We start from the raw sequence: 25,904 nt of genomic DNA, 5'->3' as shown, positions 1-25,904 counted from the left end.
ATCCGTGCCACTCGTCATGATCCTTTTTGCTCGCGACGATGTACGCATGACTGACGCACCCCTGGGCCGCGACGCCGCCTTCCACGTTCTGGCCACCGGATACACCAGCTCGACCGGCCCCGGCGTGGCCGCGACCGTGTCCCTGATCCGCGACGGCGACCTGCGTATCGTGTTCGACCCCGGCATGGTCGCGCACCCGTCCGTCATCCTCGACGCGCTCGCCGCGCACGGGCTGGAACCCGGCGACGTCACCGACGTCGTGCTCAGCCACCACCACCCGGACAACGTCATGAACGCCGGGCTGTTCGCCGGGGCGCGGATGCACGACCACAAGGCGATCTACGAGGGCCACGGGTGGACCGACCGGGACGCCGAGGGCTACGCCTTCTCCGGCTCGATCCGGCTGATCAGCACGCCAGGCCACAGCCACGAGGACATCACGCTGCTGGCCGGCACCCCGGAAGGTGTCGTGGCACTCGCCGGCGACCTGTGGTGGCGAGCCGACGGCCCCGCCGACGACCCGGTCGCCCCCGACCGCGCCCAACTGCGCGCCAGCCGCGACCGCGTCCTAGCCGTAGCCGACCTCATCGTCCCCGGCCACGGCGCCCCCTTCACCCCCACCCCGACCACCCCCCGCTGACCCGCCGCTGACCCGCCGCCCCATCCCGCCGCCGACGGGTCGGCCGGAGGCCGATGAAGATCGCCGTTTGCGGTCAAAACCTGTGGTCCCACCAGAGTTTTCGACCACAGACGGCGATCTTCACGGCTCGCCCGGCGGGCAGGCGTTGGGAAGGGCACCTTCCACATCGCACAGCGTTGGGAAGGTGCCCTTCCTTCGATGAGGCGAGGGGTGACGGGTATTTAGCGATGGCGATCTATAGAGTGGGGGTATGGCGCTGGGGAGATTGCATCTGATCACCGATGGCAGGCCCGGACGGGATCCGGTCGCGCTGGTGCGGGCCGCGTTGAGCGTGGCGACGGCGGACCTGGTCATCCAGTTCCGGCCCGCGGACGACTGGACCGACCGAGTCGCGTACCAGCTGGCCAGCCAGATCGTCGCGCTGTGCCGCCCGCTCGGGGTTCCGGTGCTGGTCAACGACCGGCTGCACGTCGCGGTCGCCGCGGGCGCGAAGGGCGGGCACGTGGGCGCGGACGACCTGCCGGTGTCGGCGGCCCGGCGGCTGCTCGGCCCCGCCGCGGTGCTCGGCGCGACCTCGCGGCTGCCCGCGACCGCCCTGCGCGCGGTCGGCGACGGGGCGGACTACCTGGGAGTCGGCCCCTGCTACGCGACGTCCACGAAGGACGGTCTGCCGGTGTCCATCGGGCCCGAAGGCCTGCGCGCGGTGGCGCGACAGTGCGCGGGCACCCCGATCATCGCGATCGGCGGCATGACCGCGGCACGGGTGCCCGAGCTGCTGCTCGCTGGCGCGCACGGCGTCGCGGTCATCGGCGCGGTCTCCGACGCCGCCGACCCGGCCCACGCGGTCGCCGAACTGCTCGCCGCCGTGGCCTCCGGGCCGGTCGCCGCCTGACTGCTCACCCCGAGCGCTGGGTGCGCCAGACCATGCTTCTCGATCTTCCAGGCGGGCATGCCGAGCGAGGACGCCAGGCCGTGGCCTCCCCACCGGTCGCTGCCTGACCGCTCAGCGCGTGGCTTTCGGGGCGGTCGCCGCACTGCTCGCCGCTGGAGTTCCCGACCTGCGGGGAGTGCCTGCTCCGTGCGTCGCATCGGGCCCTGCCGGGCGGCGGTGCGAGGTGTGGCGAGGGTCGCGGTGGGCGGGCGACGGGTTGCCTCGGGGTGCCTGCGGGGTTACGCTCCCGGCAGTCGTCACGCACGGCAACACACGCGTGACACGTGAACCACATTGGAAACAAGAACCCCACGGGAGCCCGGTGAACCGGGCTGAGAGGGGAGCTGATTCTCGCTCCCGACCGTAGAACCTGATCCGGGTAATGCCGGCGCAGGGAGGAGGCCGCGGTGGCACCCCTTTCCGTATCCGTCGTAGGCGGCGGCGTCATCGGGCTCAGCATCGCCTGGGAGTGCGCCCGGCGCGGGCACGCCGTCACCGTGTACGACCCCGATCCGGGCCGTGGTGCGTCGCACGTCGCGGCGGGCATGCTGGCCCCGGTCGGGGAGTCGTACTTCGGTGAGCGGGAGCTGACCGCGCTGCTGCTGGAGTGCGCGCGGCGCTGGCCGGGATACGCGGCGGAGCTGGCGGCGGCGAGCGGGCACGAGCTGGGGCACCGGACCGAGGGCACGTTGCAGGTCGGGCTGACCGCCGACGACCTCGCCGAGCTGCGCCGGTTGTGGACCCACCAGCGGGAACTGGGCGCGGACGTGGTCGCGCTCGACGCCGACGGATTGCGGGAACGTGAGCCGCTGCTGAACCCGCGGGCGCGGGGCGTGCTCGTCGAGTCCGACCACCAGGTGGATCCGCGCCGGGTGGTGGCGGCGCTGCGCGAACTGGTCCCGGTGCGCCGCGAGGCGGTGCGGCGGCTGTCCGATCTGGAGGCCGACGTCGTCGTGCTCGCGGCGGGATGCGCCAGCGCCGCGCTGGGTGGGCTGCCGGTGCGGCCCGTGCAGGGCGCGGTCCTGCGGCTGCGCGGCCAGGCCGCGCCGCGCCACGTCATCCGGGGGTACGCCGACGGCAGGGCCGTCTACCTGGTGCCCCGCCGCGACGGCGAAGTGCTGGTCGGGGCGACGGTCGAGGAACGGGCCGACGGCCACGCCACCGCGGGCGGCGTACGCGACCTGCTCCGCGCGGCCACCGATCTGGTGCCGGAGCTGGCCGAGCACGCGCTGGTCGAGGTGTCGGTGGGTCAGCGTCCCGGCACCGCCGACAACGGACCGATCGTGGGCGAGCTGGCACCGGGTGTGCTGGTCGCCACGGGGCACTACCGGCACGGTGTGCTGGCCGCCCCGTACACCGCGTCAGCCGTCGCCGACCTCGTCGACGGCGCGACGCTGCCCCTGCTGTGGGAACCCTTCTCCCCGCAGCGCCTGACCGGCCGGAGGTAGCTGATGATCACCGTGGTCGTGAACGACCGGCCCCGCCCCACCAGGCGCGGCGAGACCGTCGCCGATCTGCTGGCCACCCTCGACGTGCCGCCCCGCGGCGTCGCCGTCGCGGTCAACGGCGAGGTGGTACGCCGCACCGACTGGCCCGCGCACCGGCTGCTCGACGGGGACCGGGTCGAGGTCCTGACCGCGGTGCAGGGCGGCTGACCGGCATGGACGACCGTTTCGTGCTCGGCGGCGTGGAGTTCGGCTCGCGGCTCATCCTCGGCACCGGTGGCGCGAGCAGCCTGCACGTGCTGGAGCAGGCACTGCTGGCGGGCGGCACGGAGCTGATCACGCTGGCGCTGCGCCGGATCGACCCGGGGCTGCCCGCCGGGCTGCTCGACGTGCTGGAGCGCTGCGGCGTACGGCTGCTGCCCAACACGGCGGGCTGCTACACGGCGGCTGACGCGGTGCGTACGGCGCACCTGGCCCGCGACGCGTTCGACACCGACTGGATCAAGCTGGAGGTGATCGGGGACGACCGCACGCTGCTGCCCGACGCCGTCGAGCTGCTGCGGGCGGCCGAGCGGCTGGTGGACGACGGGTTCACGGTGCTGCCGTACACCACCGACGATCCGGTCCTGGCCCGGCGGCTGGCCGACCTGGGCTGCGCCGCGGTGATGCCCGCCGGCGCACCGATCGGGTCGGGGCTGGGCATCTCGAATCCGCACCACATCGCGCTGATCCGCGAGGCGGTGCGCTGCCCGGTCATCCTCGACGCGGGGATCGGCACCGCCAGCGACGCCGCCCGCGCGATGGAGCTGGGCTGCGACGCGGTGCTGCTGGCCAGCGCCGTGACCCGCGCCGCCGACCCGGTGGCGATGGCGACCGCCATGCGCCACGCGGTCATCGCGGGACGTCTGGCGTCGCAGGCCGGACGTATCCCGGTGCGCCGCCACGCGCTCGCCTCGACGCCCGCCGACGGCCTGCCGACATGGTGACCGCACAGTCTCGTGACGCCGCCCGGCCGGGTGGGGTGACGGGGGAGCCAGCACCGGGCGGTGTCACGCCCACCGGCCGGGTCGGCACGACGCCGTCGGGGGAGCTCGGTGTGGGTGACGCGCCGACCGGCCGGGTCGGCGCGACGCCGTCCGGAGAGTTCGAGCCCGGCGACGTCGGGCGGACGGGCCGGGTCGGCGCGTTGGGTGGGGTCGTGGTCGTGACCGATCGGCGTCAGGCGGCGCTGCCGCTGGTCGACGTCGTCGCCGGGGTGGTCACCGGTGGTGCGCGGGTGGTCCTGCTGCGGGAGAAGGATCTGCCGCGGGCACAGCGGCTGCGCCTGGCGGTCGCGCTGCGCGCGCTGCTGCGCCCGGTCGCCGGGCTGCTCATCGTGGCCGGTCAGGACACCCTCGACGGGGAGGCGCTGCACCTGCGCGCTGGGGCGGTCGCACCGCTGGGGCGGCCCCGGCTGCTGGGCCGGTCGTGCCACGACGAGGCGGCCGTCGGCCGACTGTCCACCGAGGACTATGTGACCCTGTCACCGGTGCATCCGAGCCGCAGCAAGCCGGGTTACGGGCCGCCGCTGGAGATCGCGGGCCTGCGCCGCCTGGCCGCCCGCACGGGCCGCCCGGTGCTGGCGCTGGGCGGGATCGAGACATCCGAGCAGGTGGCGGCGTGCCGCGAAGCCGGGGTGGCCGGGGTCGCCGTGATGGGTGCGCTGATGCGTGCCGCCGACCCGGCTGCGGCGTACGCGCGAATGTGCGCCGCATGGGACGGCGTGTGCGACGGATCATCCCGCGACGGCGGGAGAGTGCTGGCATGAGCGAACACATCGAGCGAGTCCCGCGCAGGCCTGCCGCCCATCCGCAGTCCGGGGGGACGCCATGAGCACCCCGCGCCTCGCGCTCACCATCGCCGGATCCGACAGCAGCGGCGGCGCGGGCATCCAGGCGGACCTGAAGACCTTCGCCGCGCTGGACTGCTACGGCGCGAGCGTCATCACAGCGGTGACCTCGCAGAACACCAAAGTGATCACGGATGTGCACCCGATGCCGGCGACCGTGGTTGCCGCGCAGCTCGGCGCGATCCTGGAGGACATGCCGGTGGCGGCCGTCAAGATCGGCATGGTGGCCAGCGGGGAGATCGCGGCGACCATCCGGGCCCGCGCGCGCAACGGCGAACTGCCGAAGATGGTGCTGGATCCCGTGCTGACCGCGTCGACCGGGCGGCGGCTCGGCGTGGTCAGCGCGATCGAGCGGCTGCTGCCGTACGCGACCGTGGTGACGCCGAACATCGAAGAGGCGTCCGCGCTGCTCGGCTGGCAGGTGAGCACCCCCGCGGACATGGCCGGCGCGGCGGCGCAGATGGCCTCGCACGGCCCGCAGTGCGTGGTGGTCACCGGCGGTGACCTGGGCGGCCCCGAGGTCGTGGACGCGGTGTGGACCGCGAGCGGGGCGCGTTTCCTGCGCTCGCCGCGCCTGGAGACCCCGAACAACCACGGCACGGGCTGCACCTTCTCGGCGGCGATCGCGGCCCGGCTGGCGCACGGCTACCCGATCGACGACTCGATCGCCTACGCGAACCGCTATGTCCGGTCGGCGCTGCTGGCGGCGGCGGACTGGCGGCTGGGCAGCGGAGCCGGTCCGCTGAACCACTTTCCCCGCCTGTAACACGAGGAGGCAGCATGAGGCGCAAGGTCTACGTACCGGGGTCCCGCCCCGACATCCAGGTGCCGTTCGCCGAGGTCGACCTGACCGACGGCAGCACCCCGGTCCGGCTCTACGACACGTCCGGCCCCGGGGTCTTCGACCGCCTGCCGCGAGTGGACTGGGCCGCCGACCGGAGGCTCCACGGCGCGCCGGTGACCCAGCTCGGCTGCGCCCGCGCCGGGATCATCACGCCGGAGATGGAGTACGTGGCCGTGCGCGAGGGCGTCGCGCCCGAGCTGGTGCGGGACGAGATCGCGGCCGGCCGGGCCGTGCTGCCCGCCAACGTCAACCACCCCGAGGTCGAGCCGATGGTCATCGGCAAGGCGTTCCTGGTGAAGGTCAACGCCAACATCGGCACGTCCGCGGTCACCTCCGACGTCGCGGAGGAGGTGGAGAAGCTGACCTGGGCGACCCGCTGGGGCGCGGACACGGTGATGGACCTGTCGACCGGTCCGCGCATCCACGAGACCCGCGAGGCGATCGTGCGCAACTCGGCTGTGCCGATCGGCACCGTGCCGATCTACCAGGCGCTGGAGAAGGTCAAGGGTGACCCGCTCAAGCTGACCTGGGAGGTCTACCGGGAGACCATCATCGAGCAGGCCGAGCAGGGCGTGGACTACATGACCGTGCACGCGGGGGTGCTGCTGCGCTACGTGCCGCTGGCGGCGGACCGGGTCACCGGCATCGTGTCGCGCGGCGGCTCCATCATGGCGGCCTGGTGCCTGGCCAAGCACCAGGAGAACTTCCTCTACACGAACTTCGAGGAGCTCTGCGAGATCTTCGCCCGGTACGACATCACCTTCTCGCTCGGCGACGGGCTGCGTCCGGGCTCGATCGCCGACGCGAACGACGAGGCGCAGTTCGGCGAGCTGCGCACGCTCGGCGAGCTGACCGAGATCGCGTGGCGCCACGACGTGCAGGTGATGATCGAGGGTCCGGGGCACGTGCCCATGCACAAGATCAGGGAGAACGTGGACCTGCAGCAGGAGGTGTGCCACGAGGCGCCCTTCTACACGCTGGGCCCGCTGACCACCGACATCGCCCCGGCCTACGACCACATCACCAGCGCCATCGGCGCCGCGATGATCGCCATGTACGGCACCGCGATGCTCTGCTACGTCACGCCCAAGGAGCACCTGGGGCTGCCCGACCGCGACGACGTGAAGGCGGGCGTGATCGCGTACAAGATCGCGGCGCACGCCGCGGACCTGGCCAAGGGGCATCCCGGCGCGCAGGCCTGGGACGACGCGCTGTCCAAGGCGCGCTTCGAGTTCCGCTGGGAGGACCAGTTCAACCTGTCTCTCGACCCGGAGACCGCCCGCTCCTATCACGACGCGACGCTGCCCGCCCCGGCCGCGAAGACGGCGCACTTCTGCTCCATGTGCGGCCCGAAGTTCTGCTCGATGCGCATCAGCCAGGAACTGAAGGAATACGCCGCCAAGGGCATGGCCGACAAGTCCGCCGAGTTCGTCGAGTCCGGCGGCAAGGTCTACCTCCCCCTCGCCTGACCCCCCGCGGCAACTCTTAAAGACTCGCGGCCTCACGTCGTCTGTGAGGCCGCGAGTCTTTAAGAGTTGCGGAAGGGGGTGGGAGGGCGTGGGGTGGGGTGGGTCGGGCGGGTGGGGTGGTGGTGGCGGGATTCGGGGCGGTGGGGTTAGGTGCGAGGGGTCCAGGCGGCGGGGCGGCCCAGGTAGGCCAGGAGGGTCGTGGTGGGGGCGGCGTCGGCGGGGGCGGGCAGTTCGGGGGCGTATGCGCCGTACGCGCGGAGGGGTTCGACGATCTGCTTCGCCACGGCGAGCAGCTGCTCGGCGTCCTGGGCGGTGAGGGGTGAGGGGCGGCCGGTGGCGACGGCGATGTCCCAGGCGTGCACTGCCGCGTCGAGGGCGGCCGCGCCTGCGGCGATCCACAGCGGGAGCGGGCCCTGTGGCAGCGGGACGGGCACCTGCTCGGCGTCGGCGTCAACGGTCGCGAAGGCGGTGGCCGACGCGGTCAGGGCCTGCTCCAGCAGGGCGGCGGCGTCGCCGTCGATGCTGCCGGACGGCTGGAACGGGTCCTCGCTCGGCCACGGGCCGACGCCGATGGCCGCGGCGTACGCGATCTGGTCGCCGGTGGCGTGCTGCAGGACCTGGGTGACGTTCCAGTGCTCGCAGGGCGTCGGCAGGTCCCAGCCGTCGGCGGGAATCTGCGCCACGGCCGTCCGCAGCGCGGTGTGCGCCGCGTTCAGCAGGGTGATCGCGTTCGTGCCGGTGATCGTGGTCATGGCTCCGCCCTTCGTCTGGGCAATCCCGGAACGGAATGCCCTGTTCCGTTTCAGCCTAGCAGAGCGGAACGATCCGTTCCACTGTTAACCTGAGCGGGTGACGGAGACGAACGCGGCCCCACTGTCGGGACGCAAGCAGCAGGCGGCACGCAATGACACGGTCATCCTCGACGCCGCCCGCGAGGTGTTCCTGGCCGATCCGAAGGCGCCCATCGCCGCGGTGGCCGAACGCGCGGGCGTCGGCATCAGCGCGCTCTACCGGCGCTACACGGGCAAGGAGGAACTGCTGCGCCGCCTGTGCCACGACGGGCTGCTGCTGTTCACGGCCCAGGCCGAGGCCGCCCTGACCGAACCGGACCCGTGGCGCGGCCTGACCGGCTTCCTGCGGGAGATCGTCGACGCCGACGTGCACTCGCTCACCGTGCACCTGGCCGGGACGTTCACCCCCACACCGGAGATGGGCGCGACGGCCCGCCGCTCCGGGGAACTGGTGGCGCGACTCGTGCAGCGCACCCACGACAACGGCAGCCTGCGACCCGACGCCGTGCTCGGCGACATCACGCTGCTGCTGGAGAGCTGTGCGGCGGTACGCGTGCCCGACCCCGTACGGACCCGCGAGCTGCGCGCCCGCCACCTGGCGCTGCTCCTCGACGGCCTGGCCGCCGACCCCGTACGCGCGGCGCTGCCCGGCCCCGCCCCGGCCGCTCCCGAACTCAACTGGCGCTGGCGAACTCCCTGACCTGGTTGAGGCGGGTCAGCGGAGTTCGGCGAGCAGGGACCGGCCCAGCGGCCAGGAGGCGAGGCCGGAGTCGGCGTTGAGGTGGCCGCCGCCGGGGACGACTACCAGGCGGGAGCTCCACGCCTGGGCGAAGGTCTCGCTGCGGGACAGGGTCGCCCAGGGGTCGTCGTCACCGGCGACCAGGATGCTCGGGAAGGGCAGTGGCACGAGCGGCACCGGGCGGAAGTTCACCAGCTCGGGCACCTCGGCGGTGTCCACATCGGCGGGCGCGACCAGCAGCGCGCCGCGTACCCGCGTGGTGTCGCCGCCGCGGGCGACCCAGTGCGCGACGGTCACGCAGCCCAGGCTGTGCGCGACCAGGACCACCGGCGCGGGCGCGGCCGCCACGGCGGCGGCCAGCGTGTCGACCCAGTCGCCGACCAGCGGGCGGAACCAGTCGGCCTGCTGGACCCGCTGGTGGCCGAACTCCTGCTCCCACCGGGTCTGCCAGTGCGCCGGACCGGAGTCCTCGAAGCCGGGCAGGATCAGCACACTCGTCACGTCAGCAGGGTAGACGGGGCCGATCAGCCGATCACGACGACGGGTACGCGTTCGCCGCCGCGCCCGCCCCGCCCGCCCGGAACGCGGCAGGCGCATGAACCACGCAGGTCTGCGCGTACTCCGCGATGCCCTCGTCGCCGTACTCGCGGCCGTACCCGGACCGCTTCACCCCGCCGAACGGTGCGCGCAGTGACATGCCGGTGCGGTTGTGCGTGTTGACGAACACGAACCCGGCGTCCAGCCGTCGCGCGACCGTGAACGCCCGCTCCTCGTCGGCCGACCACACCGACGCGCCGAGCCCCAGCTCACCGGCGTTCGCACGGGCCACCAGGTCGTCGGCGTCGCGATAGGCCAGCACCGGCACGGTCGGCCCGAACTGCTCCTCGGCGACCAGCGGGGCGTCCTCGGGCACGCCGGTGACCAGCGTCGGCGCGACGAAGTGCCCAGCCCGCAGGTCGGTGCCCGGATCGGCCCGGCCCACCGGCAGCGCCCGGCCGCCCCGCGCCACGGCGTCGGCGACCAGGCCCGTGATCCGGGCAGCCGCCTCGGCTGTCACGACCGGACCCATGCTCACGCCGTCGGCGAGCGGGTCGCCCAGGCACAGCACCTCGTCGGCGGCCTGGAGGTACGCGGCGACGAACTCGTCGTGCCGGGTCTCGGGCACGTACAGCCGTTTGGCCGCCATGCACACCTGGCCGCTGGTCGCGTACGAGGCCATGACCAGCCGGCGCATCGGCTCGGGTGACAGGTCGGCGTCGTCGAGCAGCAGCACCGGATCGTTGCCGCCCAGCTCCAGCACGGTCGGCGTGGTCTGGGTGGCGGCCGCCGCCGCGACGACCCGGGCCGTCGCCGCGCCGCCGGTGAACGCGACCTTGCCGACCAGCGGATGCCCGACCAGCGCGGCCCCGGCCTCGGCGTCGCCGTGCACGACCTGCAGCAGCGCGTCGGGCAGCGCCGACGACAGCAGCCGCACCGTACGGTCGATCGCCAGCGGGGCGAGCGGCGACGGCTTGACCACCACCGCGTTGCCCGCCGCGAGCGCCGGGGCGATCTTCAGGAAGGACAGGATGATCGGCGCGTTCCACGGGGTGATCGCCGCGACCACGCCGTACGGGCGGCGGCGCAGCAGCAGCCGTCCCGCCGCGTCGTCGAGCGCCGTGTCGGCGAGCACGCGGGGGGCCTGGTCGGCTACCCAGCGCAGGAACGTCAGCGCGAAGCCGAGCTCGCCACGGCAGTCGGCCAGCACCTTGCCCGACTCGCGGGCCAGCAGCTCGGCGAGCTGCGGCAGCTCCGGCTCGACCGCGTCGGCGGCGGCGCGCAGCGCGGCGACCCGCTCCGCGATGTCGGCACGCGCCCAGGTCCGCTGTGCCGCGTCGGCGGCCCGGACGACCGCGTCGACGCGGGCCGGGGCCGCTGACGGCACGGTGCCGACCAGCTCGTACACCCGGGCCGGGTTGTGGCGGGTGATCCGCCCCGTCATGCCGGGACCGGGCGCAGGGAGGCGATCATGCAGGCGCGCAGCAGGTGGGCGCGGGCGCGGACCGGGTCGGCGGCGATGGCGCGGATCTCGTCGAGGTACGCCGCGCGGGCCACCGGGTCGGTCGCGGTGAGCCGCTGGTAGTTCTGGTGCGAGACGGTCTGCACGTACTCCAGCGCGATGCGCCGCCGCTGCGTGGTCGCCAGCCGGACCGCGCCGTCGCCGGTGACCAGCGCGCGGGTGTACGCCATCGCGTCGTGGATGCCCGAGTTCATGCCGAGCCCGCCCAGCGGGTTGTTGACGTGCGCCGCGTCCCCGGCCAGCAGCACCCGCCCGACCTGGAACCGCTCGGCCACCCGCTGGTGTACGCGGTAGATGCTGGCGTGAGCGACCTGCCACGGCCGTCCCGGGTCGGCGACCTGCCGCAGCCGCCCGTCGAGCCGGTCCAGCTCGTCGCGGTCCGGGGTGCCGTCCGGCGTCGGCAGCAGCACCCGCCAGTGATCCGGCGTACGCAGCAGCACCGACCAGTCGACCGGGTCGAACACGTAGTTGACCTCGGCGAGGTGGTCGAGCAGGCCCGGCAGGTCCTCGTCGGTGGACGCGACCAGGAAACGCTCCGGGTAGGTGATGCCCGCGAACGCGACGCCCAGCGAACGGCGTACCGCCGAGTGCGCCCCGTCGGCGGCGATCAGCCACCCGCCGCGCTCGGTGCGGCCGTCGGCGGCCCGGACCACGACCCCGTCCGCGACCTGGTCGACCCCGGCGACCGGCCAGCCGAACCGGATCACGCCCCCGGCGGCCTCGACCTCGGCGCGCAGGATCGGGGTGAGTTTGGACTGCTCGCACTGCACGCGGTACGGGTACGGGGTGTCCTGGGCGAGCACGCTCAGGTCGAGCGTGGCGACGTGGCCGGCCCGGTCGCGGTAGGCGAACGTCGGCGCGATCAGGCCGCGCGCCAGCAGCGCGTCGACGACGCCGAGTTCGGCCAGCATCTCCAGGGTCGGCGGGTGGAACGTCGACGCCCGCGACTCGGCGGCCAGCTCGTCACCGGCCTCCAGCACGGTCACCGCGACCCCCTGCCGCGCCAGCGCCAGCGCGGCGGTCAACCCGACCGGCCCCGCCCCGGCCACGACGATCCTGCTCATGCCCTCTCCTCCCGGTTTGCGATCGTGCGGCGCTCTGCGCCCGGCGAACAACGCGGGGGGACGCCGCCCCCGCTTCTGATAGACGTTGGCCTATGACATCGAAAATTCGTGCCCGAAAATCGATGTAATAGGCCAGCGTCGATTGAAGCGGTCACCGCCCGCCCCGCGCGTCCGGAGTGAGCGCGCCATCCGGACCCAGCGCTCCGTCCGGACCCAGCGCCCCGTCCAGCGCCAGCGCTTCGGCCTGGCCGACGAGGTCGGTGAAGGCGGACCAGGGGAGCCGGTCCACGCTGGTGCGGCCCGTCGCGGCGATCTCGTGGTAGGCGCGATCGGCGGCGTGCAACGCGGCCAGCAGCGGCGCGACCGGGTGCAGGACCAGCCGCACCCCGACGGCGGCCAGCGCGGTGTCGCTCGCGGCGGCGGTGGGCCCGCCCGCCTCGGACCGGTTCAGCACCAGCGCGACGCCCGGCAGCGCCGCGTGGGCGCGGGCCAGCTCGTCCAGCCCGGACACGCCCTCCAGGAAGACCGCGTCCGCCCCGGCCGCCGCGTAGGCGCGGCCACGCGCGATCGCGTCGTCAAGACCGGTCACCGTGTACGCGTCGGTCCGCGCGACGACCACGATCCCCGTCCCGTCCGCCACCACCGCCCGGATCTTGCGCGCGGCGGTGTCCGCGTCGACCAGCTCCTTACCCGCGAGGTGGCCGCAGCGCTTCGGCATCACCTGGTCCTCCAGGTGCAGCCCGGACACGCCCGCCGCCGCGTACCGCCGAGCCGTCCACACGGCCTGCAGCGCGTCGCCGTAGCCGGTGTCCGCGTCGGCGAGCAGCGGCACCCCGCCCAGCGCGGGCGTGATCCGGGCGGCGCGGTCGGCGATGTGCGTGCCGTGCACGTAACCCAGGTCGGGCAGTCCCAGGTCGAGGGCGGCGCAGGCGGCCCCCGACAGGTGCGCCGCCCGGTGCCCGGCACGTACGGCCAGCGCCGCCGTGGGCGGGTCGTACACGCCGGGCAGGTGGGTGACGAAGCATGCGGCGAGCAGGGCCCGCAGCGCCGGGGCGGTCACGGGCGGCCGTGCAGCGCGTAGCCGCCCTCGACGCCGACGACGCGCGGGTTGGTGAAGAAGCGCAGCGTCTCGGCCGTGCCCTCCTCGGAGTAGCCGGACAGCCCCCAGGCCGGTCGCGGGGTGAACAGGTGCAGGCTCATCACGCTGGACCCGTTGACCTTCACCTCGCCCGCCCGCAGCCGCCGCGCGACGGCCAGCGCGGCGTCGGTGTCGGTGCCGGACACGTACGCCTCCAGCCCGTACGGGGTGCCGTTGGCCAGCGCCACGGCCTCGTCGACGGTGGTGTACGTGTGCACGGCGGCGACCGGCCCGAAGACCTCGTGCGTGGTGTGCTCCGGGCCGACCCCGGTGACCAGCGTCGGGCTGAGGTAGTTGCCCTGCTCCGGGACGGCGAGCGAGGTGTGTGCGGTGCCGCCGTGGCCGACGAGCGTGTCGCGGGCGGCGGCGACCAGGTCGCGGTGTCCCGAGTGGACCAGCGGCCCGAAGTCGGTGTCGGGGTCCAGCGGCGGCCCGACCCGCAGCGTCGCCAGGCGGGCCAGGGTCGCGTCGAGGATCTCGGCGGCCCGGTCGGCGGGCACGATCAGGCGGCCCAGCGCCCGGCACCACTGCCCGTTGAGCGTGGTCAGCAGGTCGGCGGCGGCACGGGCGGCCGCCGCGGTGTCGGCGTCGGGCAGTACGAGCAGCGGGTTGTTGCCGCCGAGTTCGAGCTGCACGGGCTTGATGTCGTACGCGCAGGCCGCCGCTACGGCCCGGCCGCCGGACAGCCCGCCGGTGAACGACACGGCCCGCACGCGCGGGTCGCCGACCAGCCGCGCCCCGGCGCCCGCGTCGCCGTGCAGGAGCTGGAACAGCCCGCCGGGCAGCCCTGCCTCGGCCAGCGCCGCGTGCACGGCCCGCGCCAGCAGCTGCGTGCCGTACGGGGCGTACTCGCTGGGTTTGACGATCGTGGGGCAGCCGGCCGCGAGCGCGTTGGCGGCCTTGTGCGCGGCCATCGGCGCGGGCGCGTTCCACGGCACCAGGCAGGCGGCCGGTCCCCAGGGCAGCCGGTCGACGTGCGCGAGGCGGCCGTCCTCGCGGGGCATCGCGCTGCTCAGCCAGCCGTCGCGCAGCTGCATCGCGGCGAGCCGGAACGCCCCGCCGAGGATGACCGACAGCGGCATCGTCTGCGCGATCGGCACGCCGGTGGCGAACGACTCGATCGCGGCGATCCCGGCCCCGGCCGCCTCGACCCGGGCCGCGACCGCGTCGAGCACGTCGGCGCGCTCGGTCGCGGGCAGGCCGGACCAGGCCCCGGAGTCGTGTACGGCGGTCGCGGCGGCGATGGCCGCGTCGACGCGTGCGGGGTCGCTGCCCACGGCCGCGCCGACGGGTTCGCCGGTGGACGGGTCCTGCAGGGTGAAGCCGAGCGGGGCCGCGCAGGCCGCCCAGTCGCCGTCGACCAGGTCGGCGACGGCCTCGGGCCGGGCGCTCACTTGGGCACGCTCGCGAACAGGTCGTTGGACCGGTCGGCGGTGATCATCCCGGCCGCCTCCAGCCGCCCGCGCTCCGGCGGGAACGTCATGACCAGGCCCATCGACAGGTCGCGCAGGGCGCGGCCCATGGTCCCGTGCAGGGTCGCACCGGACGTGCCGCAGGCCTTGAACGCGCCGACCGCGACCGCGAACGCGTTCTCGCAGATGGAGCCCTTGGCCAGGCGCCACTGCCGGTAGACCTCGTTCTTCGGCGCGATGGGCGGCTCGGACGTCTCCAGCAGCAGCTGGCGGCGCAGCCACAGGTACGCCGTCTCCAGGTTCTCGGTCATGTCCCCGATGATCACCTGGTGCATGGGGGACTCGGCAATCGGCCGTCCGGTGTCGGCGAACGTCTTGCTGGTCAGCCGCTGCAGCGTCTCGTCGTACACGCCCTGGGCGCAGCCGACGTACACGGCGGTGATGGCGAGCTGGTTGCCGACGAAGCTGCCCCGGCTGCACTGGAGCATCTTCACGAAGGCGCCCGGCACGGTCAGCGCCTCGGTCGCGGGCACCCACACCTCGTGCAGGGTGATGCCGTGGTTGGCCGAGCCGCGCATGCCCAGGCCGTCCCAGGCCGGGCGGGAGGCGACACCCTCGGCCTCGCGCGGGACCAGGAACAGGGCCAGCCCGGCGGCGGTGTCGGTGCCGTCGAGGCGGGCGGTGACCAGGTAGGTGTCGGCGACGCCGGTGGCGCAGCCGAACGACTTCTCGCCGGTGACCAGCCAGCCGTCGACGCCGTCGCGGGTCGCGGGGCGGGCGGTGGTGGAGATGGCGATGTTGGCGCTGGCGCTCTTGACCGACTCGCTGGCGAAGTTGGCCAGCCACATGCCGCCGGCCATGCGGCGCAGCACCTGCTCGGCGAAGGCCCGCACCACGGGCACGTCGGCGTCGTCGAACAGCCCGGCCTCGATCGCCTCCAGGGGCAGCAGGCCGCGCGAGGCGCTGGTGTTGTGGAAGAAGAAGGCCAGCGCGGTCGACGGGCAGGCACTGCCCATGGCGTACGTCGCCGCGGCCAGGTCGCGCAGGCCGCCGCCGAGGCCGCCGTACTCCTCGGGCACGACCAGGCCGAGCAGCCCCGCCTCGCGCAGCAGCGCGACGTGGCCGGCCGGGAACTGCCCGGACGCGTCGGCCTGCTCGGCCGCGGCGCGCAGCGCGGGCAGCACCGATTCCACGCGGGCCGCGCGGTCGCGTTCGGCGTCGGTCATGTCGTCGACGAGGCGCTGGCCGATGAGCCGGTCTGCCATTTCGTGCACTCCCTTGTGGATGGTCAGGCGAGGTCGGACGGACGCGGGCCGGGCAGCGGCGCGCATGTCACGCCTAGTTGCCGGGCCAGCAGCAGCAGGTCCTGCGCGGGCAGGCCGCCGGAGTCGGGGTCGAGCACGGTGTCGAAGCGGTGCACCCCGCTCTTCATCGCCACCAGCGCGTTGACCAGGCCGAGGCCGTGGTGGGCGAGCAGCCGTACGCGCACCGGCGCGGGGCGGGTGCGCACCACGGCGTCCTGCAGCACCCGGCGCACCTGCAGCGGGGACGCGGGACTGGTCTCGGCGCAGCCCAGCGTCACCCCCGGCACCCCGGCGAGCGCGTCGATCGCGGCCAGCACGTCGGCCTCGCGCGCGGGGGAGAAGGCGTCGGTGACGTACGCCAGCACCGGCGCGTGCGCCGCGGCGGCCGCGACCTGGGCGACGTCGCCGCGGTCGCGGACGAGCAGCGGATGGGCCTGCTCGGCGGCGGGGTCGTCGAGCACCGTCATGGTGATCTCCTCGGGCAGCGGGTCGGCCAGTTGGCCCCACGCGCGCGAGTGGAACAGCAGCGGCGCGGTGATCCGGGGCACCGCCGCGTCGACCACCCGGCCGACGAAGATGGTGTGGTCGCCACCGGGGTACGCGTGCTCTACGGTGCAGTCCAGGCGGCCGGTCGCGTCGGCGAGCATGGGGCAGCCGGTCGGGCCGGTCAGCCAGTCGAGCCCGGCGAAGCGGTCCTCGCCCGGCCGCGCGCCCGCGAAGCGGCGGCCGATCTCGGCCTGGTCCTTGCCCAGGAAGCTCAGCGCGAAGACCCCCGCCTGCTCGATCATCAGCCGGGTGGGCAGATGATTGCCCAGACAGATGGAGACCAGTGGCGGATCGAGGCTGACGGAGGAGAATGAGCTGGCGGTCATGCCGTGCGGGCGGCGGGTGCCGTCCGGGCCGGTCACCATGGTGGTGACCACGGCGACGCCGCTGGGCCACTGGCTCAGCACCGAACGCAGGTGTGCGCCGTCCACCGTCACCGCCCTCCGTTTCGCATTAGGAAACGCTGTTGCCGTGAAGGTAACGACTTGGCCGCGCCCCTGTCAACGCCCGTGCGGCCTCTGCGCGCCGCGCACGGCTGGATCTACACTGGCGACCGTCCGCGCTCACAGGAGGACCCGTGCCCACTGCCGCTGCGAAGTCGACCGTCACCACTGACGACGACAGCCAGTCCCGCTCCATCGCCGCCGTCGAGCGGGCCATGGACGTGCTGCTCTACTTCGGCCGCAGCGGACACCCCGACCTCGGCGTCACCGAGATCGCGACCGCGCTGGGGCTGACCAAGGCCGCGGTGCACCGCATCCTCACCGCGCTGCGCAGCCGGGACCTGATCACGGTCGACCCGGTGACGCGGCGATACGCCCTGGGCCACGCCGCGGTCTCGCTGGGCCGGGCCTACCTGGCCCGCACCGACCTGCGCGCGATGGCCGCACCCGAGCTGCGCCAGCTCGCCGAGGCGACCGGTGAGACGGCGACGCTGTCGCTGCGGCGGGGCGACACCCGCCTCTACGTCGACCAGGTCGTGCCCGACCAGGAGCTGCGCATGGAGGTCACGCTCGGCATCCCGTACCCGCTGCACGCGGGCGGGTCGTCGAAGGCGTTCCTGGCCTTCCTGCCCGACAGCGAGGTCGACGCCTATCTCGACCGGCACCCGCTGCAGCCGCTGACCGACAAGACCGTCACCGACCCGGCGAAGCTGCGCAAGGAGCTGGCGGCGATCCGCAAGCGCGGCTACGCGACGTCGCTCGGCGAGCGGCAGGCCGGGGCCGCGTCGATCGCCGCGCCGGTGTTCGACCACGACGGCCACGTCGTCGCCGTGCTCAGCGTCGCCGGACCGGCCGCCCGGTTCAAGCCCGAGCAGTCCGGCAACGCCCAGGAACTGATGGCGGCGGCGGCCCGGATCTCCGAGCAGCTCGGCTACGTGGCCGCCTGACGGGCCAGGTCCGCCTGCGGCGGCCGCCTGACGGCTAGATCCGCCTGCGGCGGCCGCCCTGCGATTCGTACCGGTCGCCGCCGCGCGCCGGGTCGTAGCGGCGCGTGCCGTCGTAGTCGGGGGCGGGCGCCCACTGGCGCGGCACGGTGTCGGCGGCGGAGAAGTCCTTGCCCTTGCCCTTCGCCGCGCGGTAGGTGAGCAGCGCGGCGACGAAGAAGATGCCCTGGGCCATCGTGTTCATGCCCTGCTGCACCCACTGGAAGGCCAGCGCGTCGCTGGCCGCGTGGCCGCGCAGCGGCACCAGCGCGATCACGGCCAGCACGCTCACCGGGAACAGTCCGGCGGCCAGCGCGTTGCCGTGCTTCCAGGCGCGGATCGCGCCGAGCACGCTGATCCAGATGACGATCGCGGTCGCGAAGACGAACGCGGGCTGCACCGAATGGGACTGCACCGCCAGCGTCGCCACGCCCGCGCCGATCAGCAGCAGCGGCCAGCGCCACCAGCGCAGCGATCCGTGCAGCGACAGCGCCAGCAGCAGCCCGCCCGCCGCCAGCAGCGGGAAGAGCAGATCGTCGAGCCAGTTGACGTCGATCGACCAGGCCGCGTGCAGCAGCTTCCACGTCGACTTCGCCGCACCGCCCGCACCCATCAGGACGGCGCCGATCCGGCCGAGCGCGGACGGGGCCAGCAGCAGGAACCCGGCGAAGGCCAGCAGCGTGGGGGCGAAGTCCTCCACGGCCAGCGCCACGCTGAGCGCGGGGGGCTGCTCCTCGGCCGCCGACGCCAGGATCGGCAACACATCCATGAACATGCGCGCGATCTTATGCGTATCCAGCGACGTCGTTCCAGCCTGCGAAACAGACAAGAATCTGACCGTCTTATTTAGACGTTTGCACCTTGCATTTGCGGCGTCGATGCGCAGTCGCTTGATCACTTCAGGTGATCATATTTCGAAGTATCGAAAACCAGCGGTATTCTGCCGCGCCCTTCTTAGCCTGGCGACACCATCCCGCTCCCCGGGACACTCCCGCACGGAAGGTGTACCACCGTGAGACGTCTAGCCACCGGCCTGGCCTGCGCCCTGCTCGCCACGGTCGCCCTGACCGGCGTCGCCGCCCCGGCGACCGCCGCCACCTTCGCCCCCGCGAACGGGCGGCTGCTGTTCATCGGCCAGTCCACCCAGGCCTCCTGGAACGACTACACCTCGTTCGCCCAGCCGCCCGCCGGAGGCTCGGTCTACTACGAGGTCAAGTCCGGCACCTGGGTCAACAACGGCCACCGCGACCACGCCACCTGGCTCGCCCACCAGGGCAAGATGATCCAGATCGGCGTCAGCTGGAAGGACAACCCGCCCGGCTTCAACGGCGGTGACGAGAACGCCAAGGCGGCCCGCTCCCGCGCGGTCACCCAGGAGATCGCCAACGGCCAGCACGCCGCCCAGTTCACGAACCTGATCAACTTCATGAACGCGTACCCGCAGGCGAAGTTCTTCCTGCGCCTGGACTACGAGGTGTCGAGCTTCTACCACTGCACCGACGCGAGCTGCAGCTCCTACCGCAACGCCTTCGCCCGGCTGCGCAGCCTGATCGACGCGGGCACCGTGCCGGACAACGTGACCTACGTGTACCACCCGGTGCGCGGCGAGTACGAGAAGCTGTATCCCGGTGACGCGGTCACCGACTGGGTGGGCGTGTCGGTGTTCGCGCACGAGCTGTGCATGCCGATCTACGACAACGGCTACCTCTACAACGGCACGCCGCCGCAGAACTACGACACCGCCGCCCTGCAGTGCCGCAACGCGTACATCGGCAAGGACGCCAACGGCAACGACACCGCGGTCTGGAGGAACTGGGACCACGACGGCAACGTGCTCAAGATGATGAAGTTCGCCAAGGACCACGGCAAGCCGATGATCGTGTCGGAGTCCGGGATGATGAACTTCACCGACAACGGCGGCGACACCGTCGGCCTGGAGGCCGCACGCGGCGAGACCTGGGTACGGCGGCTGTTCAGCCTGATGAACTACGTCGGCCCCCTGCCGAACACCTCGGGCACGTACGACCTCAGCAACGTGATCAAGGCCGCGACCTACATCGACCTGGACTTCCGTTACGGCTGGGACGGCATCGACGACGGCAGCTTCGACTTCCCGGTCAACTCGACCTGGTTCGTCGACGGCCGCCTGTCGCGGTACACCGGCGCGAAGAGCGCCTTCTGTGCCGGCCTCACCGACCGGGCCTTCACCACGACCTGCACCGGCGGCGGCACGACCGAGCGCACGTTCGTCAACGTCGGCTCCCACCGCTGCCTGGACATCTCCGGCGGCCGCACCACCGACGGCGCGAAGGTCCAACTCTGGGACTGCCTCAACAACCCCGCCCAGAAGTGGCGCGTCGAGCCCAACGGCTCCCTGCTCAACCCCAACTCCGGCAAGTGCCTCGACGTCTCCGGCGGCAGCACGGCCAACGGCGCCCTCGTCCAGCTCTGGACCTGCCTAGGCAACGGCGCCCAGCGTTGGACCGTCAACCCCGACGGCACCCTCGTCAACCAGCAGTCCGGCAAATGCCTCGACGCCGACGGCTGGGGCACCGCCAACGGCACCCAAATGATCATCTGGACCTGCGGCAACCCCGTCCAGTCCAACCAGAACTGGCGCTGACCCCCACTGCCCCGTCCCGCCTGACCCTTCCCCACCGCGCCAACTCGTGAAGATCGCCGTTTCGTGTCGAAACCTCGGGTCCAACCGCAGGTTTCGGCACGAAACGGCGTTCATGCCTTCCACCCCCGCCTACAGCTCCGCGAACGGCTTGAGCACCCCCAGCGCGGCCGCCGCCAGCACACTTCCCCAGATCCCCCACACGTACGGCAGGCACCCGTCGATCGACCGCTTCAGGGCGCTCTCCACCTCCGGCGTGGACCCCGTGGTCATCAGCGCGCCGAACGCCGGGCCGAACGTACGCAGGGTCAGCCGGATGCCCAGCCCGCACCCGATGGCCACCGTGTAGAGCAGCAGCTTCCCGCCCAGCCAGCGCGGATTGGTGTCGACCCCGAACGGCTGGTCCGCGACCAGCGTGTAGATCGCGGTGGCGCCCAGCGCCGTGATCAGGGTCAGCCGGATCGTCCAGTCGGCGCGGCGCACCCAGGGTCGCCGGCCGGGGTGGTGGTGGTCGGTGATCGTCGCGGCGAGCCACGCGGTGGCGAACAGCCACACGGCGACGACGACCGGCCAGCCGAACGGGTTGACGCCGTACACGGTCGCGCCGTGCGGTTCCAGGGCCATCAGCGTGACGCCGCTGGGCAGGAACAGCACGAGGCAGATCTTCGGCCCGAGATCGAGGCCGCCCATGATCTTCAGGGCGGTGGCGCGGGCGGCGGGGGTGAGGTCGGGTCGGAGCACGAAGCGGCTCGACCAGAACACGCCCAGGTCACCGCCGAGCCAGAAGACGAAGAGGACGATGTGGAGCAGAATCCACCAGCCATGCGTATGCGGTCCCACCGAGTAATGGAAACACTGATTCGCTGTGAGAAACAAGCCCTTGACGGGCTGCTCAACGCGTGGCTAGCGTCGGCCCCATGGTCGGCCGTTATTGCGAGGACTTCACCGTGGGTAACGTCTGCCAGCACCTTCGCGAGGAAGGCCCCGTAGGCCGGCTCATCGTCGACTCCGGGCTGTCCATGGTGATCGTACTGGGCCTGACCGGCGCGCGGCTGCGCGCGGCGGGAGCCCGCTGTGCCTGACCTGATCACCTGGGCCGCAGGCCTCACCTGGGCGGACATCCCCGACCACGTGCGCACCGCCGCCCGCCACCGCCTCCTCGACGGCCTTGGCTGCCTGATCGCCGGCGTACGCCGCACCGAAGCCCTCGCCGCCGCCCGCGTCGCCCTCAGCCTCGGCGGCCCACCTGAATCGACCCTCCTCGGCGGGGCGGATGGCGAGGGGCCGGTGCGGGTGGGGGCCGCTGCGGCGGCGTTCGGCAATGCGGTGGCGATGCACGCGCTCGACTTCGACGACACCCAAGCCACTGGACTGGTGCACGCGACGGCGGTGACCGCGCCGGTGGCGCTCGCGCTGGCCGAGCAGACCGGGGCGAGCGGTGAGGAGATGCTGGCCGCGTACACGGTGGGGCTGGTGGTCGCCTGTCGGCTCGGTGCGGCGGTGCCGCACGCGTTCCACGCGCGGGGGGTCCATGCGACCTCGGCGTGCGGCACGATCGCCGGGGCCGTGGTCGCGGCGCGGCTGCTCGGGCTGGACGCCGCGACCACCGCGCACGCCGCGGGCATCGCCGCCAGCGGCTCGTCGGGGCTGCTGGAGTTCCTGCACACCGGTGGCTCGACCGAGCAGCCGCACCCGGGCTTCGCGGCCCACGCGGCCGTGGTGGCCGCCCGGCTCGCCGCCGCCGCGCCCGGCCGCATCCGTGCGCCGCTGGCCCACGGCAGGGTGCCCCGGTGCGGCGGCGGGCACGACGACCCCCGACTGGACGTGCTGCCGCGGGCCCCGGCCCGCGCCGATCTCGGCGAACGGGCCGACGCGGTGCTCGCGGCACTGGCCGCGCTGCCCACCGCACCCGACGTGAAGGAGCTGGTCACATGCCTGGCCTGACGATCCACCTGCCCGCGGTCGGCGGCTACGCCCACGCCGCGGCCTTCCTCCAGGCGATCCGGCTCAAGGCGGCCGACATGGCCATGACGGTGCAGTCGTCGCGGCTGCCCGTGCACTGGGCCGCGCCCCGCGCCGACGCCGGGCACCGGGTGGACCTGGAGGCGGGCATGGTCACGGCGCACGCGTCCGAGGCCGCCGTCGACTGCGCGCTGCTGGCGGGCAAGGGGGCGATCGGATGAGGTCCTACCTGTACGTGCCCGGCGACAACTCGGCGAAGCTGGCCAAGGCGCTGACGGTGGGGGCGGACGCGCTGATCGTCGACCTGGAGGACGCCGTACCCCCGTCCGGCAAGGACGCGGCCAGGGCGGCTGTGGCGGCGTTCCTGGCCGGTGCGGGGGCGGCGGCCAGTGGCGGCGGTGCGGTCGGGGGAGACGGCGCGGCGGGCATGATCGCTGTTTCGGGTCCAAGAGCGGGGTTGGACCACGCCTTTGGACCCGAAACAGCGATCTCCGCGGGAGAAGCGGGGCGGCCGCGGGTGTGGGTGCGGATCAATCCGGGGGAGATAGGGCATATCGACGCGGCTGCGGTGGTGGGGGCGGGGCTGGCGGGGTTGTGTGTGGCGAAGGTGGAGTCGGTGGCGCAGGTGGCGGCGCTGGACGGGGTGCTGGGGGAGTTGGAGCGGGCGGCGGGGTTGGGGGTGGGGTCGGTGAAGGTGGTGCCGCTGCTGGAGTCGGCGGCGGCGGTGCTGGCCGCGCCGGAGATCGCCCGGGGGCCCAGGGTCGTGCGGCTGCAGCTCGGGGAGGCCGATCTGGCGGCGGACCTCGGGGTGACGCTCGGGCCGGACGAGCGGGAGCTGCTGTGGGCGCGTTCGCAGGCTGTGCTGGCCAGCGCGGCCGCTGGGATCGCGCCGCCTGTCGCGCCGGTGTCGGTGAACTTTCGCGACCTCGACGCGCTGCGGGATTCCACGGTGGCGCTGAAGCGGCTGGGCTTTCGCGGGCGGGCCTGCATACACCCGGCGCAGTTGTCCGTGGTGCATGAGGTCTTCACGCCGACGGAGGCGGAGCTGGCCGCCGCCCGCGACCTGGTGGGCCGCCACGAACAGGCGCTGCGGGACGGTTCCGGGGTCTGTCTCGACGCCCACGGCCGCCTCGTCGACGAGGCCGTCGTCCGCTCCGCCCGCCGCCTGCTCACCCGGGACTGATCCGGACTGATCCTTCGACCTGCCCGGCACCTGTGCGGATCACTGGTCGAGATACGCACAGGTGCCGGGCAGGTCCGGTGATCTAGGGGGTGACGGCGGTGGTGGCGTCGTCGTGCAGGCCCTTGAAGGCGTCGGTCTGGATGGCGTCGTCGGGCACGCCCGCGTTGCGCAGGTGCTCGACCGTGCCGGAGAGGAACGCCTCCGAGCCCGCCACCAGGTATGCCGCGGGCGGTTCGACGTCGGCGACCGCGGCCAGGGTGTCGGCCAGCTCGGCCCGGCCGACGCGATGGTACGCGATCGGCATGGCCGCGAACTCCTCGCCGAACAGGTAGTCACCGCGCGCGGCGTGCACCAGCGCGACCGGGGTCTGCGGCTGGTGTACCCGCAGGTGGCGCAGGATCGAGCGGAACGGCGTGACGCCGATGCCACCGCCGACCAGCACCAGCGGCCGGGCCGGGTCCTCGGGCAGTTTCAGGTGCCCGCCGATGCCGAAGACCTGCATCCGCGCGCCCTCGGTCAGCGACCGGAAATGCTCCTGGAACGGTGACCCGGAGCTGTGGTCGAGGGTGAACCACACCTCGTCGTCGCCGGGCGCGGAGGCGAACGAGATCTCCCGCACCGGCTTGGTGAACCGGCGCAGCAGCTGCGGGAAGAACAGGTGCCCGTACTCGCCGGGGGCGAAACTCAGCGTGCCCTGCGGGCGGAAGCGGTACGTGAAAACGTCGCCGTACTCGTGGGTGCTTCCGATCAGGTGCAGTCGTGCCATCAGGGGCCGTCCCTCCTCGTCCGATGCCGCACATCCTCACCCGGTGAGGCCGTGCGGGTCCAGCCGCCGGGCGCCGCGCCTACGAGTATCGAAAACCGTCGACTCCGTGGGAGGGGCGTGGATAGCTTCTGGGCTCCATCCCCTTCGGAGAGGAGCCACGCCCATGGCTCTGCAACTACCCCGCGGCCGGGCGGTCGCGCCGCTCGCCGCGGCCGCGCTGCTGCTCCTGGCCACCGTGCTGACCGGCTCGGCCACCGCCCGTCCCGCCGATCCGGCCCCGGAGTTCCGCGCGTTCGGCGCGGACGCCAAGCCGATCCCGCTGCCCGCCGACCAGCCGGACCGCGGCCTGGTCTACAAGGGACTGACGGCGGACACCACCGGCCCCTGCGTCGGCGGTATGCGTGTCGTGGCGGTCACCCCGCTCATGTGCACCCACGGCCCGGACGCCCCGCCCGCCGGGCTGGCCGTCAACCGGCGCATCCCCGCCACGCAGGCCCTGTCCGCCCCGGCGGCGCTGGCCGTCTGCGAGGGCGACGGGGTGTCCGGCCGCCGCGTCGAGGTGCTGTACGTGCACGGCAACACCAACCGGTACGACCAGTACCGGGAGACGTTCCGGACCCTCGCCGAGGGCATGGACGTCATCTACAACGAGAGCGCCCGGGAGACCGGCGGCGAGCGGCACATCCGTTTCGTCACCGAGAACGTCAACGGCGCGTGCCGTCCCGTGGTGCGCCGGGTGCAGGTCGCCCAGTCGGCGCTGGGCGAGTTCGGGGCCAGCGTCAACGCGGTGCGGGCGGCAGGCTACAACCGCACCGACCGCAAGTACGTGATGCTGGTCGAGGCGAACGTGTACTGCGGCATCGGCGGGTTCGCCGGCGACACCCGCAAGACCGACGACAACCGGTCCAACTTCGGCCCGGAGTACGGCCGGTCGGACAACGGCTGCTGGACCGCGGCGGTGGCGAGCCACGAGCTGGGGCACAACCTCGGCGCGGTGAACAACAACGCCCCCAACGCCTCCGGTGGCGCGCACTGCACCGACGAGTGGGACGTGATGTGCTACTCCGACGAGCCGAACCACCCGCCGATGCGCTTCGTCTGCGGTGACCGGGCCCACGACGAGCGGCTGGACTGCCGGCACGACGACTACTACAGCACCAACCCGGCAGCCGGGTCGTACCTGGCGAACAATTTCAACGTCGCGGACAACCTGTTCCTGATCCGTGGCGGCAGCACGGCCGCCCGGCCGATCTGGAACCCGGTGTCGGGCCGCTGCCTGGACGTGTCCGGTGGGCGTACCGAGGACGGCACGAAGACGCAGCTGTGGGACTGCCTGAACAACCCGGCGCAGCTGTGGCGGCAGGTCGGCAACACGCTGGTCAACCCGAACTCGGGCAAGTGCCTGGACGTGGCGGGTGCGAGCACCGCCGACGGGGCCGTGGTGCGCCTGTGGACCTGCCTGAACAACTCCGCGCAGCAGTGGATCATGCAGGCGAACGGCAACATGGTCAACCCGGCCTCGGGCAAGTGCCTCGACGCCGACGCCTGGGGCACCGCCAACGGCACCACCACGATCCTGTGGCCCTGCGGCGCCGGTCCGCAGACCAACCAGGTCTGGCTCTGGCGCTGACCGCCACCCCCACCTGCCGCAACTCTTGAAGACTTGCGGCCTCAGGA

Annotated in this window: 27 protein-coding genes and 1 riboswitch; of the genes, 16 read left to right on the top strand and 11 right to left on the bottom strand. The window is 73.2% G+C overall.

Annotated elements, in window-relative coordinates:
- Positions 1 to 46 precede the first annotated feature (46 nt).
- The 8 genes from HAV40_RS23690 (at position 47) to thiC (ending at position 7,217) form a co-directional block, all read left to right on the top strand.
- Positions 47 to 640, top strand: coding sequence for an MBL fold metallo-hydrolase (locus HAV40_RS23690; protein WP_166384840.1), 594 nt, complete (start codon positions 47 to 49; stop codon positions 638 to 640).
- Between the two features lie 250 nt (positions 641 to 890).
- Positions 891 to 1,532, top strand: coding sequence for a thiamine phosphate synthase (gene thiE, locus HAV40_RS23685; RefSeq protein ID WP_166384838.1), 642 nt, complete (start codon positions 891 to 893; stop codon positions 1,530 to 1,532).
- Positions 1,533 to 1,872: 340 nt separating this feature from the next.
- Positions 1,873 to 1,985, top strand: a riboswitch (TPP riboswitch).
- Entirely contained in the window at positions 1,979 to 3,019 is a 1,041-nt protein-coding gene (gene thiO / locus HAV40_RS23680; protein ID WP_166384836.1) for a glycine oxidase ThiO, read from the top strand. It overlaps the preceding riboswitch by 7 nt.
- Positions 3,020 to 3,022: 3 nt before the next feature.
- On the top strand, positions 3,023 to 3,226 hold the full coding sequence (gene thiS, locus HAV40_RS23675; RefSeq protein WP_166384834.1) for a sulfur carrier protein ThiS: 204 nt from the start codon (positions 3,023 to 3,025) through the stop codon (positions 3,224 to 3,226).
- 5 nt (positions 3,227 to 3,231) lie between these two features.
- Entirely contained in the window at positions 3,232 to 4,002 is a 771-nt protein-coding gene (locus tag HAV40_RS23670; RefSeq protein ID WP_166384832.1) for a thiazole synthase, read from the top strand.
- Positions 4,003 to 4,202: 200 nt separating this feature from the next.
- The gene (locus tag HAV40_RS23665; protein ID WP_239085952.1) at positions 4,203 to 4,823 is read left to right on the top strand and encodes a thiamine phosphate synthase; all 621 of its coding nucleotides are present in this window, start codon (positions 4,203 to 4,205) and stop codon (positions 4,821 to 4,823) included.
- Positions 4,824 to 4,884: 61 nt separating this feature from the next.
- Positions 4,885 to 5,670 carry a bifunctional hydroxymethylpyrimidine kinase/phosphomethylpyrimidine kinase gene (gene thiD, locus HAV40_RS23660; RefSeq protein ID WP_166384828.1) on the top strand — a complete coding sequence of 262 codons (786 nt, stop codon included), beginning with the start codon at positions 4,885 to 4,887 and terminating at the stop codon, positions 5,668 to 5,670.
- A 14-nt stretch (positions 5,671 to 5,684) separates the two neighbouring features.
- A complete protein-coding gene (gene thiC, locus HAV40_RS23655) occupies positions 5,685 to 7,217 on the top strand; it encodes a phosphomethylpyrimidine synthase ThiC (protein WP_166384826.1) in 1,533 nt (510 codons plus the stop codon).
- A 146-nt stretch (positions 7,218 to 7,363) separates the two neighbouring features.
- Here the strand turns inward: thiC and HAV40_RS23650 are convergent, their stop codons facing one another.
- A complete protein-coding gene (locus HAV40_RS23650) occupies positions 7,364 to 7,969 on the bottom strand; it encodes a TIGR03086 family metal-binding protein (protein WP_166384824.1) in 606 nt (201 codons plus the stop codon).
- 97 nt (positions 7,970 to 8,066) lie between these two features.
- Between HAV40_RS23650 and HAV40_RS23645 the strand changes: the two genes are divergently transcribed.
- Positions 8,067 to 8,708: a TetR/AcrR family transcriptional regulator gene (locus HAV40_RS23645; RefSeq protein WP_203671024.1), complete on the top strand. Its 642-nt coding sequence runs from the start codon at positions 8,067 to 8,069 to the stop codon at positions 8,706 to 8,708.
- Between the two features lie 15 nt (positions 8,709 to 8,723).
- Here HAV40_RS23645 and HAV40_RS23640 read toward each other — a convergent pair whose 3' ends face one another.
- From HAV40_RS23640 to HAV40_RS23610, 7 genes are all read right to left on the bottom strand, one after another.
- Positions 8,724 to 9,248, bottom strand: a complete 525-nt coding sequence (locus HAV40_RS23640; RefSeq protein ID WP_203671023.1) for an RBBP9/YdeN family alpha/beta hydrolase — start codon at positions 9,246 to 9,248, stop codon at positions 8,724 to 8,726.
- Between the two features lie 31 nt (positions 9,249 to 9,279).
- Positions 9,280 to 10,728 (bottom strand): aldehyde dehydrogenase family protein, encoded by a 1,449-nt coding sequence (locus HAV40_RS23635; protein WP_166384820.1) that lies wholly within the window; start codon positions 10,726 to 10,728, stop codon positions 9,280 to 9,282.
- Positions 10,725 to 11,870, bottom strand: coding sequence for an FAD-dependent oxidoreductase (locus tag HAV40_RS23630; RefSeq protein WP_166384818.1), 1,146 nt, complete (start codon positions 11,868 to 11,870; stop codon positions 10,725 to 10,727). The genes HAV40_RS23635 and HAV40_RS23630 overlap by 4 nt, the downstream gene beginning before the upstream one ends.
- A 151-nt stretch (positions 11,871 to 12,021) precedes the next feature.
- On the bottom strand, positions 12,022 to 12,930 hold the full coding sequence (locus HAV40_RS23625; RefSeq protein WP_166384816.1) for an isocitrate lyase/PEP mutase family protein: 909 nt from the start codon (positions 12,928 to 12,930) through the stop codon (positions 12,022 to 12,024).
- Positions 12,927 to 14,402, bottom strand: a complete 1,476-nt coding sequence (locus tag HAV40_RS23620; protein WP_166384814.1) for an aldehyde dehydrogenase family protein — start codon at positions 14,400 to 14,402, stop codon at positions 12,927 to 12,929. Before HAV40_RS23620 ends, HAV40_RS23625 begins: the two co-directional genes overlap by 4 nt.
- Positions 14,399 to 15,685 carry an acyl-CoA dehydrogenase family protein gene (locus HAV40_RS23615; protein WP_166384812.1) on the bottom strand — a complete coding sequence of 429 codons (1,287 nt, stop codon included), beginning with the start codon at positions 15,683 to 15,685 and terminating at the stop codon, positions 14,399 to 14,401. The genes HAV40_RS23620 and HAV40_RS23615 overlap by 4 nt, the downstream gene beginning before the upstream one ends.
- Before the next feature lie 23 nt (positions 15,686 to 15,708).
- Positions 15,709 to 16,701: a flavin reductase gene (locus HAV40_RS23610; RefSeq protein WP_166384810.1), complete on the bottom strand. Its 993-nt coding sequence runs from the start codon at positions 16,699 to 16,701 to the stop codon at positions 15,709 to 15,711.
- A 146-nt stretch (positions 16,702 to 16,847) separates the two neighbouring features.
- Between HAV40_RS23610 and HAV40_RS23605 the strand changes: the two genes are divergently transcribed.
- Entirely contained in the window at positions 16,848 to 17,660 is an 813-nt protein-coding gene (locus tag HAV40_RS23605) for an IclR family transcriptional regulator (RefSeq protein WP_239085751.1), read from the top strand.
- A 34-nt stretch (positions 17,661 to 17,694) separates the two neighbouring features.
- Here HAV40_RS23605 and HAV40_RS23600 read toward each other — a convergent pair whose 3' ends face one another.
- Positions 17,695 to 18,471: a hypothetical protein gene (locus tag HAV40_RS23600; RefSeq protein WP_166384808.1), complete on the bottom strand. Its 777-nt coding sequence runs from the start codon at positions 18,469 to 18,471 to the stop codon at positions 17,695 to 17,697.
- A 237-nt stretch (positions 18,472 to 18,708) separates the two neighbouring features.
- Here HAV40_RS23600 and HAV40_RS38570 point away from each other — a divergent pair, with 237 nt between their 5' ends.
- A complete protein-coding gene (locus HAV40_RS38570) occupies positions 18,709 to 20,319 on the top strand; it encodes an RICIN domain-containing protein (RefSeq protein WP_239085750.1) in 1,611 nt (536 codons plus the stop codon).
- 129 nt (positions 20,320 to 20,448) lie between these two features.
- On the opposite strand, the gene HAV40_RS23590 is transcribed toward HAV40_RS38570, so the two are convergent.
- The gene (locus HAV40_RS23590; RefSeq protein WP_166384806.1) at positions 20,449 to 21,156 is read right to left on the bottom strand and encodes a hypothetical protein; all 708 of its coding nucleotides are present in this window, start codon (positions 21,154 to 21,156) and stop codon (positions 20,449 to 20,451) included.
- Positions 21,157 to 21,233: 77 nt separating this feature from the next.
- On the opposite strand from HAV40_RS23590, the gene HAV40_RS23585 reads away from it, so the two are divergent.
- From HAV40_RS23585 to HAV40_RS23570, 4 genes are read left to right on the top strand one after another with little or no spacing between them, the layout of a single operon-like run.
- Complete coding sequence (locus HAV40_RS23585) at positions 21,234 to 21,398, top strand: hypothetical protein (protein ID WP_166384804.1); 165 nt, start codon at positions 21,234 to 21,236, stop codon at positions 21,396 to 21,398.
- On the top strand, positions 21,391 to 22,260 hold the full coding sequence (locus HAV40_RS23580) for an MmgE/PrpD family protein (RefSeq protein ID WP_166384802.1): 870 nt from the start codon (positions 21,391 to 21,393) through the stop codon (positions 22,258 to 22,260). Before HAV40_RS23585 ends, HAV40_RS23580 begins: the two co-directional genes overlap by 8 nt.
- Positions 22,248 to 22,499 (top strand): acyl-CoA dehydrogenase family protein, encoded by a 252-nt coding sequence (locus HAV40_RS38065; RefSeq protein WP_203671019.1) that lies wholly within the window; start codon positions 22,248 to 22,250, stop codon positions 22,497 to 22,499. The genes HAV40_RS23580 and HAV40_RS38065 overlap by 13 nt, the downstream gene beginning before the upstream one ends.
- Positions 22,496 to 23,461 (top strand): HpcH/HpaI aldolase/citrate lyase family protein, encoded by a 966-nt coding sequence (locus tag HAV40_RS23570; RefSeq protein WP_166384800.1) that lies wholly within the window; start codon positions 22,496 to 22,498, stop codon positions 23,459 to 23,461. The genes HAV40_RS38065 and HAV40_RS23570 overlap by 4 nt, the downstream gene beginning before the upstream one ends.
- An 82-nt stretch (positions 23,462 to 23,543) precedes the next feature.
- On the opposite strand, the gene HAV40_RS23565 is transcribed toward HAV40_RS23570, so the two are convergent.
- On the bottom strand, positions 23,544 to 24,227 hold the full coding sequence (locus HAV40_RS23565) for an FAD-dependent oxidoreductase (RefSeq protein ID WP_166384798.1): 684 nt from the start codon (positions 24,225 to 24,227) through the stop codon (positions 23,544 to 23,546).
- A gap of 163 nt (positions 24,228 to 24,390) precedes the next feature.
- Here HAV40_RS23565 and HAV40_RS23560 point away from each other — a divergent pair, with 163 nt between their 5' ends.
- Complete coding sequence (locus HAV40_RS23560; RefSeq protein WP_239085749.1) at positions 24,391 to 25,857, top strand: RICIN domain-containing protein; 1,467 nt, start codon at positions 24,391 to 24,393, stop codon at positions 25,855 to 25,857.
- Positions 25,858 to 25,904: the final 47 nt, after the last annotated feature.

Origin of the sequence: Catellatospora methionotrophica, assembly GCF_011297335.1 — a bacterium.
GTDB classification, from domain to species: domain Bacteria; phylum Actinomycetota; class Actinomycetes; order Mycobacteriales; family Micromonosporaceae; genus Catellatospora; species Catellatospora methionotrophica.
Note: the sequence above shows the minus strand (reverse complement) of the source record. Positions and strands in the feature narration are given on the sequence as shown.

Bases quoted from the DNA above. Each gene is read 5' to 3' on its own strand.
- HAV40_RS23670 (WP_166384832.1), top strand. From the start codon at position 3,232: ATGGACGACCGTTTCGTGCTCGGCGGCGTGGAGTTCGGCTCGCGGCTC.
- HAV40_RS23650 (WP_166384824.1), bottom strand. From the start codon at position 7,969: ATGACCACGATCACCGGCACGAACGCGATCACCCTGCTGAACGCGGCG.
- thiD (WP_166384828.1), top strand. From the start codon at position 4,885: ATGAGCACCCCGCGCCTCGCGCTCACCATCGCCGGATCCGACAGCAGC.
- thiC (WP_166384826.1), top strand. From the start codon at position 5,685: ATGAGGCGCAAGGTCTACGTACCGGGGTCCCGCCCCGACATCCAGGTG.
- HAV40_RS23560 (WP_239085749.1), top strand. From the start codon at position 24,391: ATGGCTCTGCAACTACCCCGCGGCCGGGCGGTCGCGCCGCTCGCCGCG.
- HAV40_RS23615 (WP_166384812.1), bottom strand. From the start codon at position 15,685: ATGGCAGACCGGCTCATCGGCCAGCGCCTCGTCGACGACATGACCGAC.
- thiS (WP_166384834.1), top strand. From the start codon at position 3,023: ATGATCACCGTGGTCGTGAACGACCGGCCCCGCCCCACCAGGCGCGGC.
- HAV40_RS23570 (WP_166384800.1), top strand. From the start codon at position 22,496: ATGAGGTCCTACCTGTACGTGCCCGGCGACAACTCGGCGAAGCTGGCC.
- HAV40_RS23600 (WP_166384808.1), bottom strand. From the start codon at position 18,471: ATGTTCATGGATGTGTTGCCGATCCTGGCGTCGGCGGCCGAGGAGCAG.
- thiE (WP_166384838.1), top strand. From the start codon at position 891: ATGGCGCTGGGGAGATTGCATCTGATCACCGATGGCAGGCCCGGACGG.
- HAV40_RS23565 (WP_166384798.1), bottom strand. From the start codon at position 24,227: ATGGCACGACTGCACCTGATCGGAAGCACCCACGAGTACGGCGACGTT.
- HAV40_RS23630 (WP_166384818.1), bottom strand. From the start codon at position 11,870: ATGAGCAGGATCGTCGTGGCCGGGGCGGGGCCGGTCGGGTTGACCGCC.
- HAV40_RS23635 (WP_166384820.1), bottom strand. From the start codon at position 10,728: ATGACGGGGCGGATCACCCGCCACAACCCGGCCCGGGTGTACGAGCTG.
- HAV40_RS38065 (WP_203671019.1), top strand. From the start codon at position 22,248: ATGCCTGGCCTGACGATCCACCTGCCCGCGGTCGGCGGCTACGCCCAC.
- HAV40_RS23585 (WP_166384804.1), top strand. From the start codon at position 21,234: ATGGTCGGCCGTTATTGCGAGGACTTCACCGTGGGTAACGTCTGCCAG.
- HAV40_RS23690 (WP_166384840.1), top strand. From the start codon at position 47: ATGACTGACGCACCCCTGGGCCGCGACGCCGCCTTCCACGTTCTGGCC.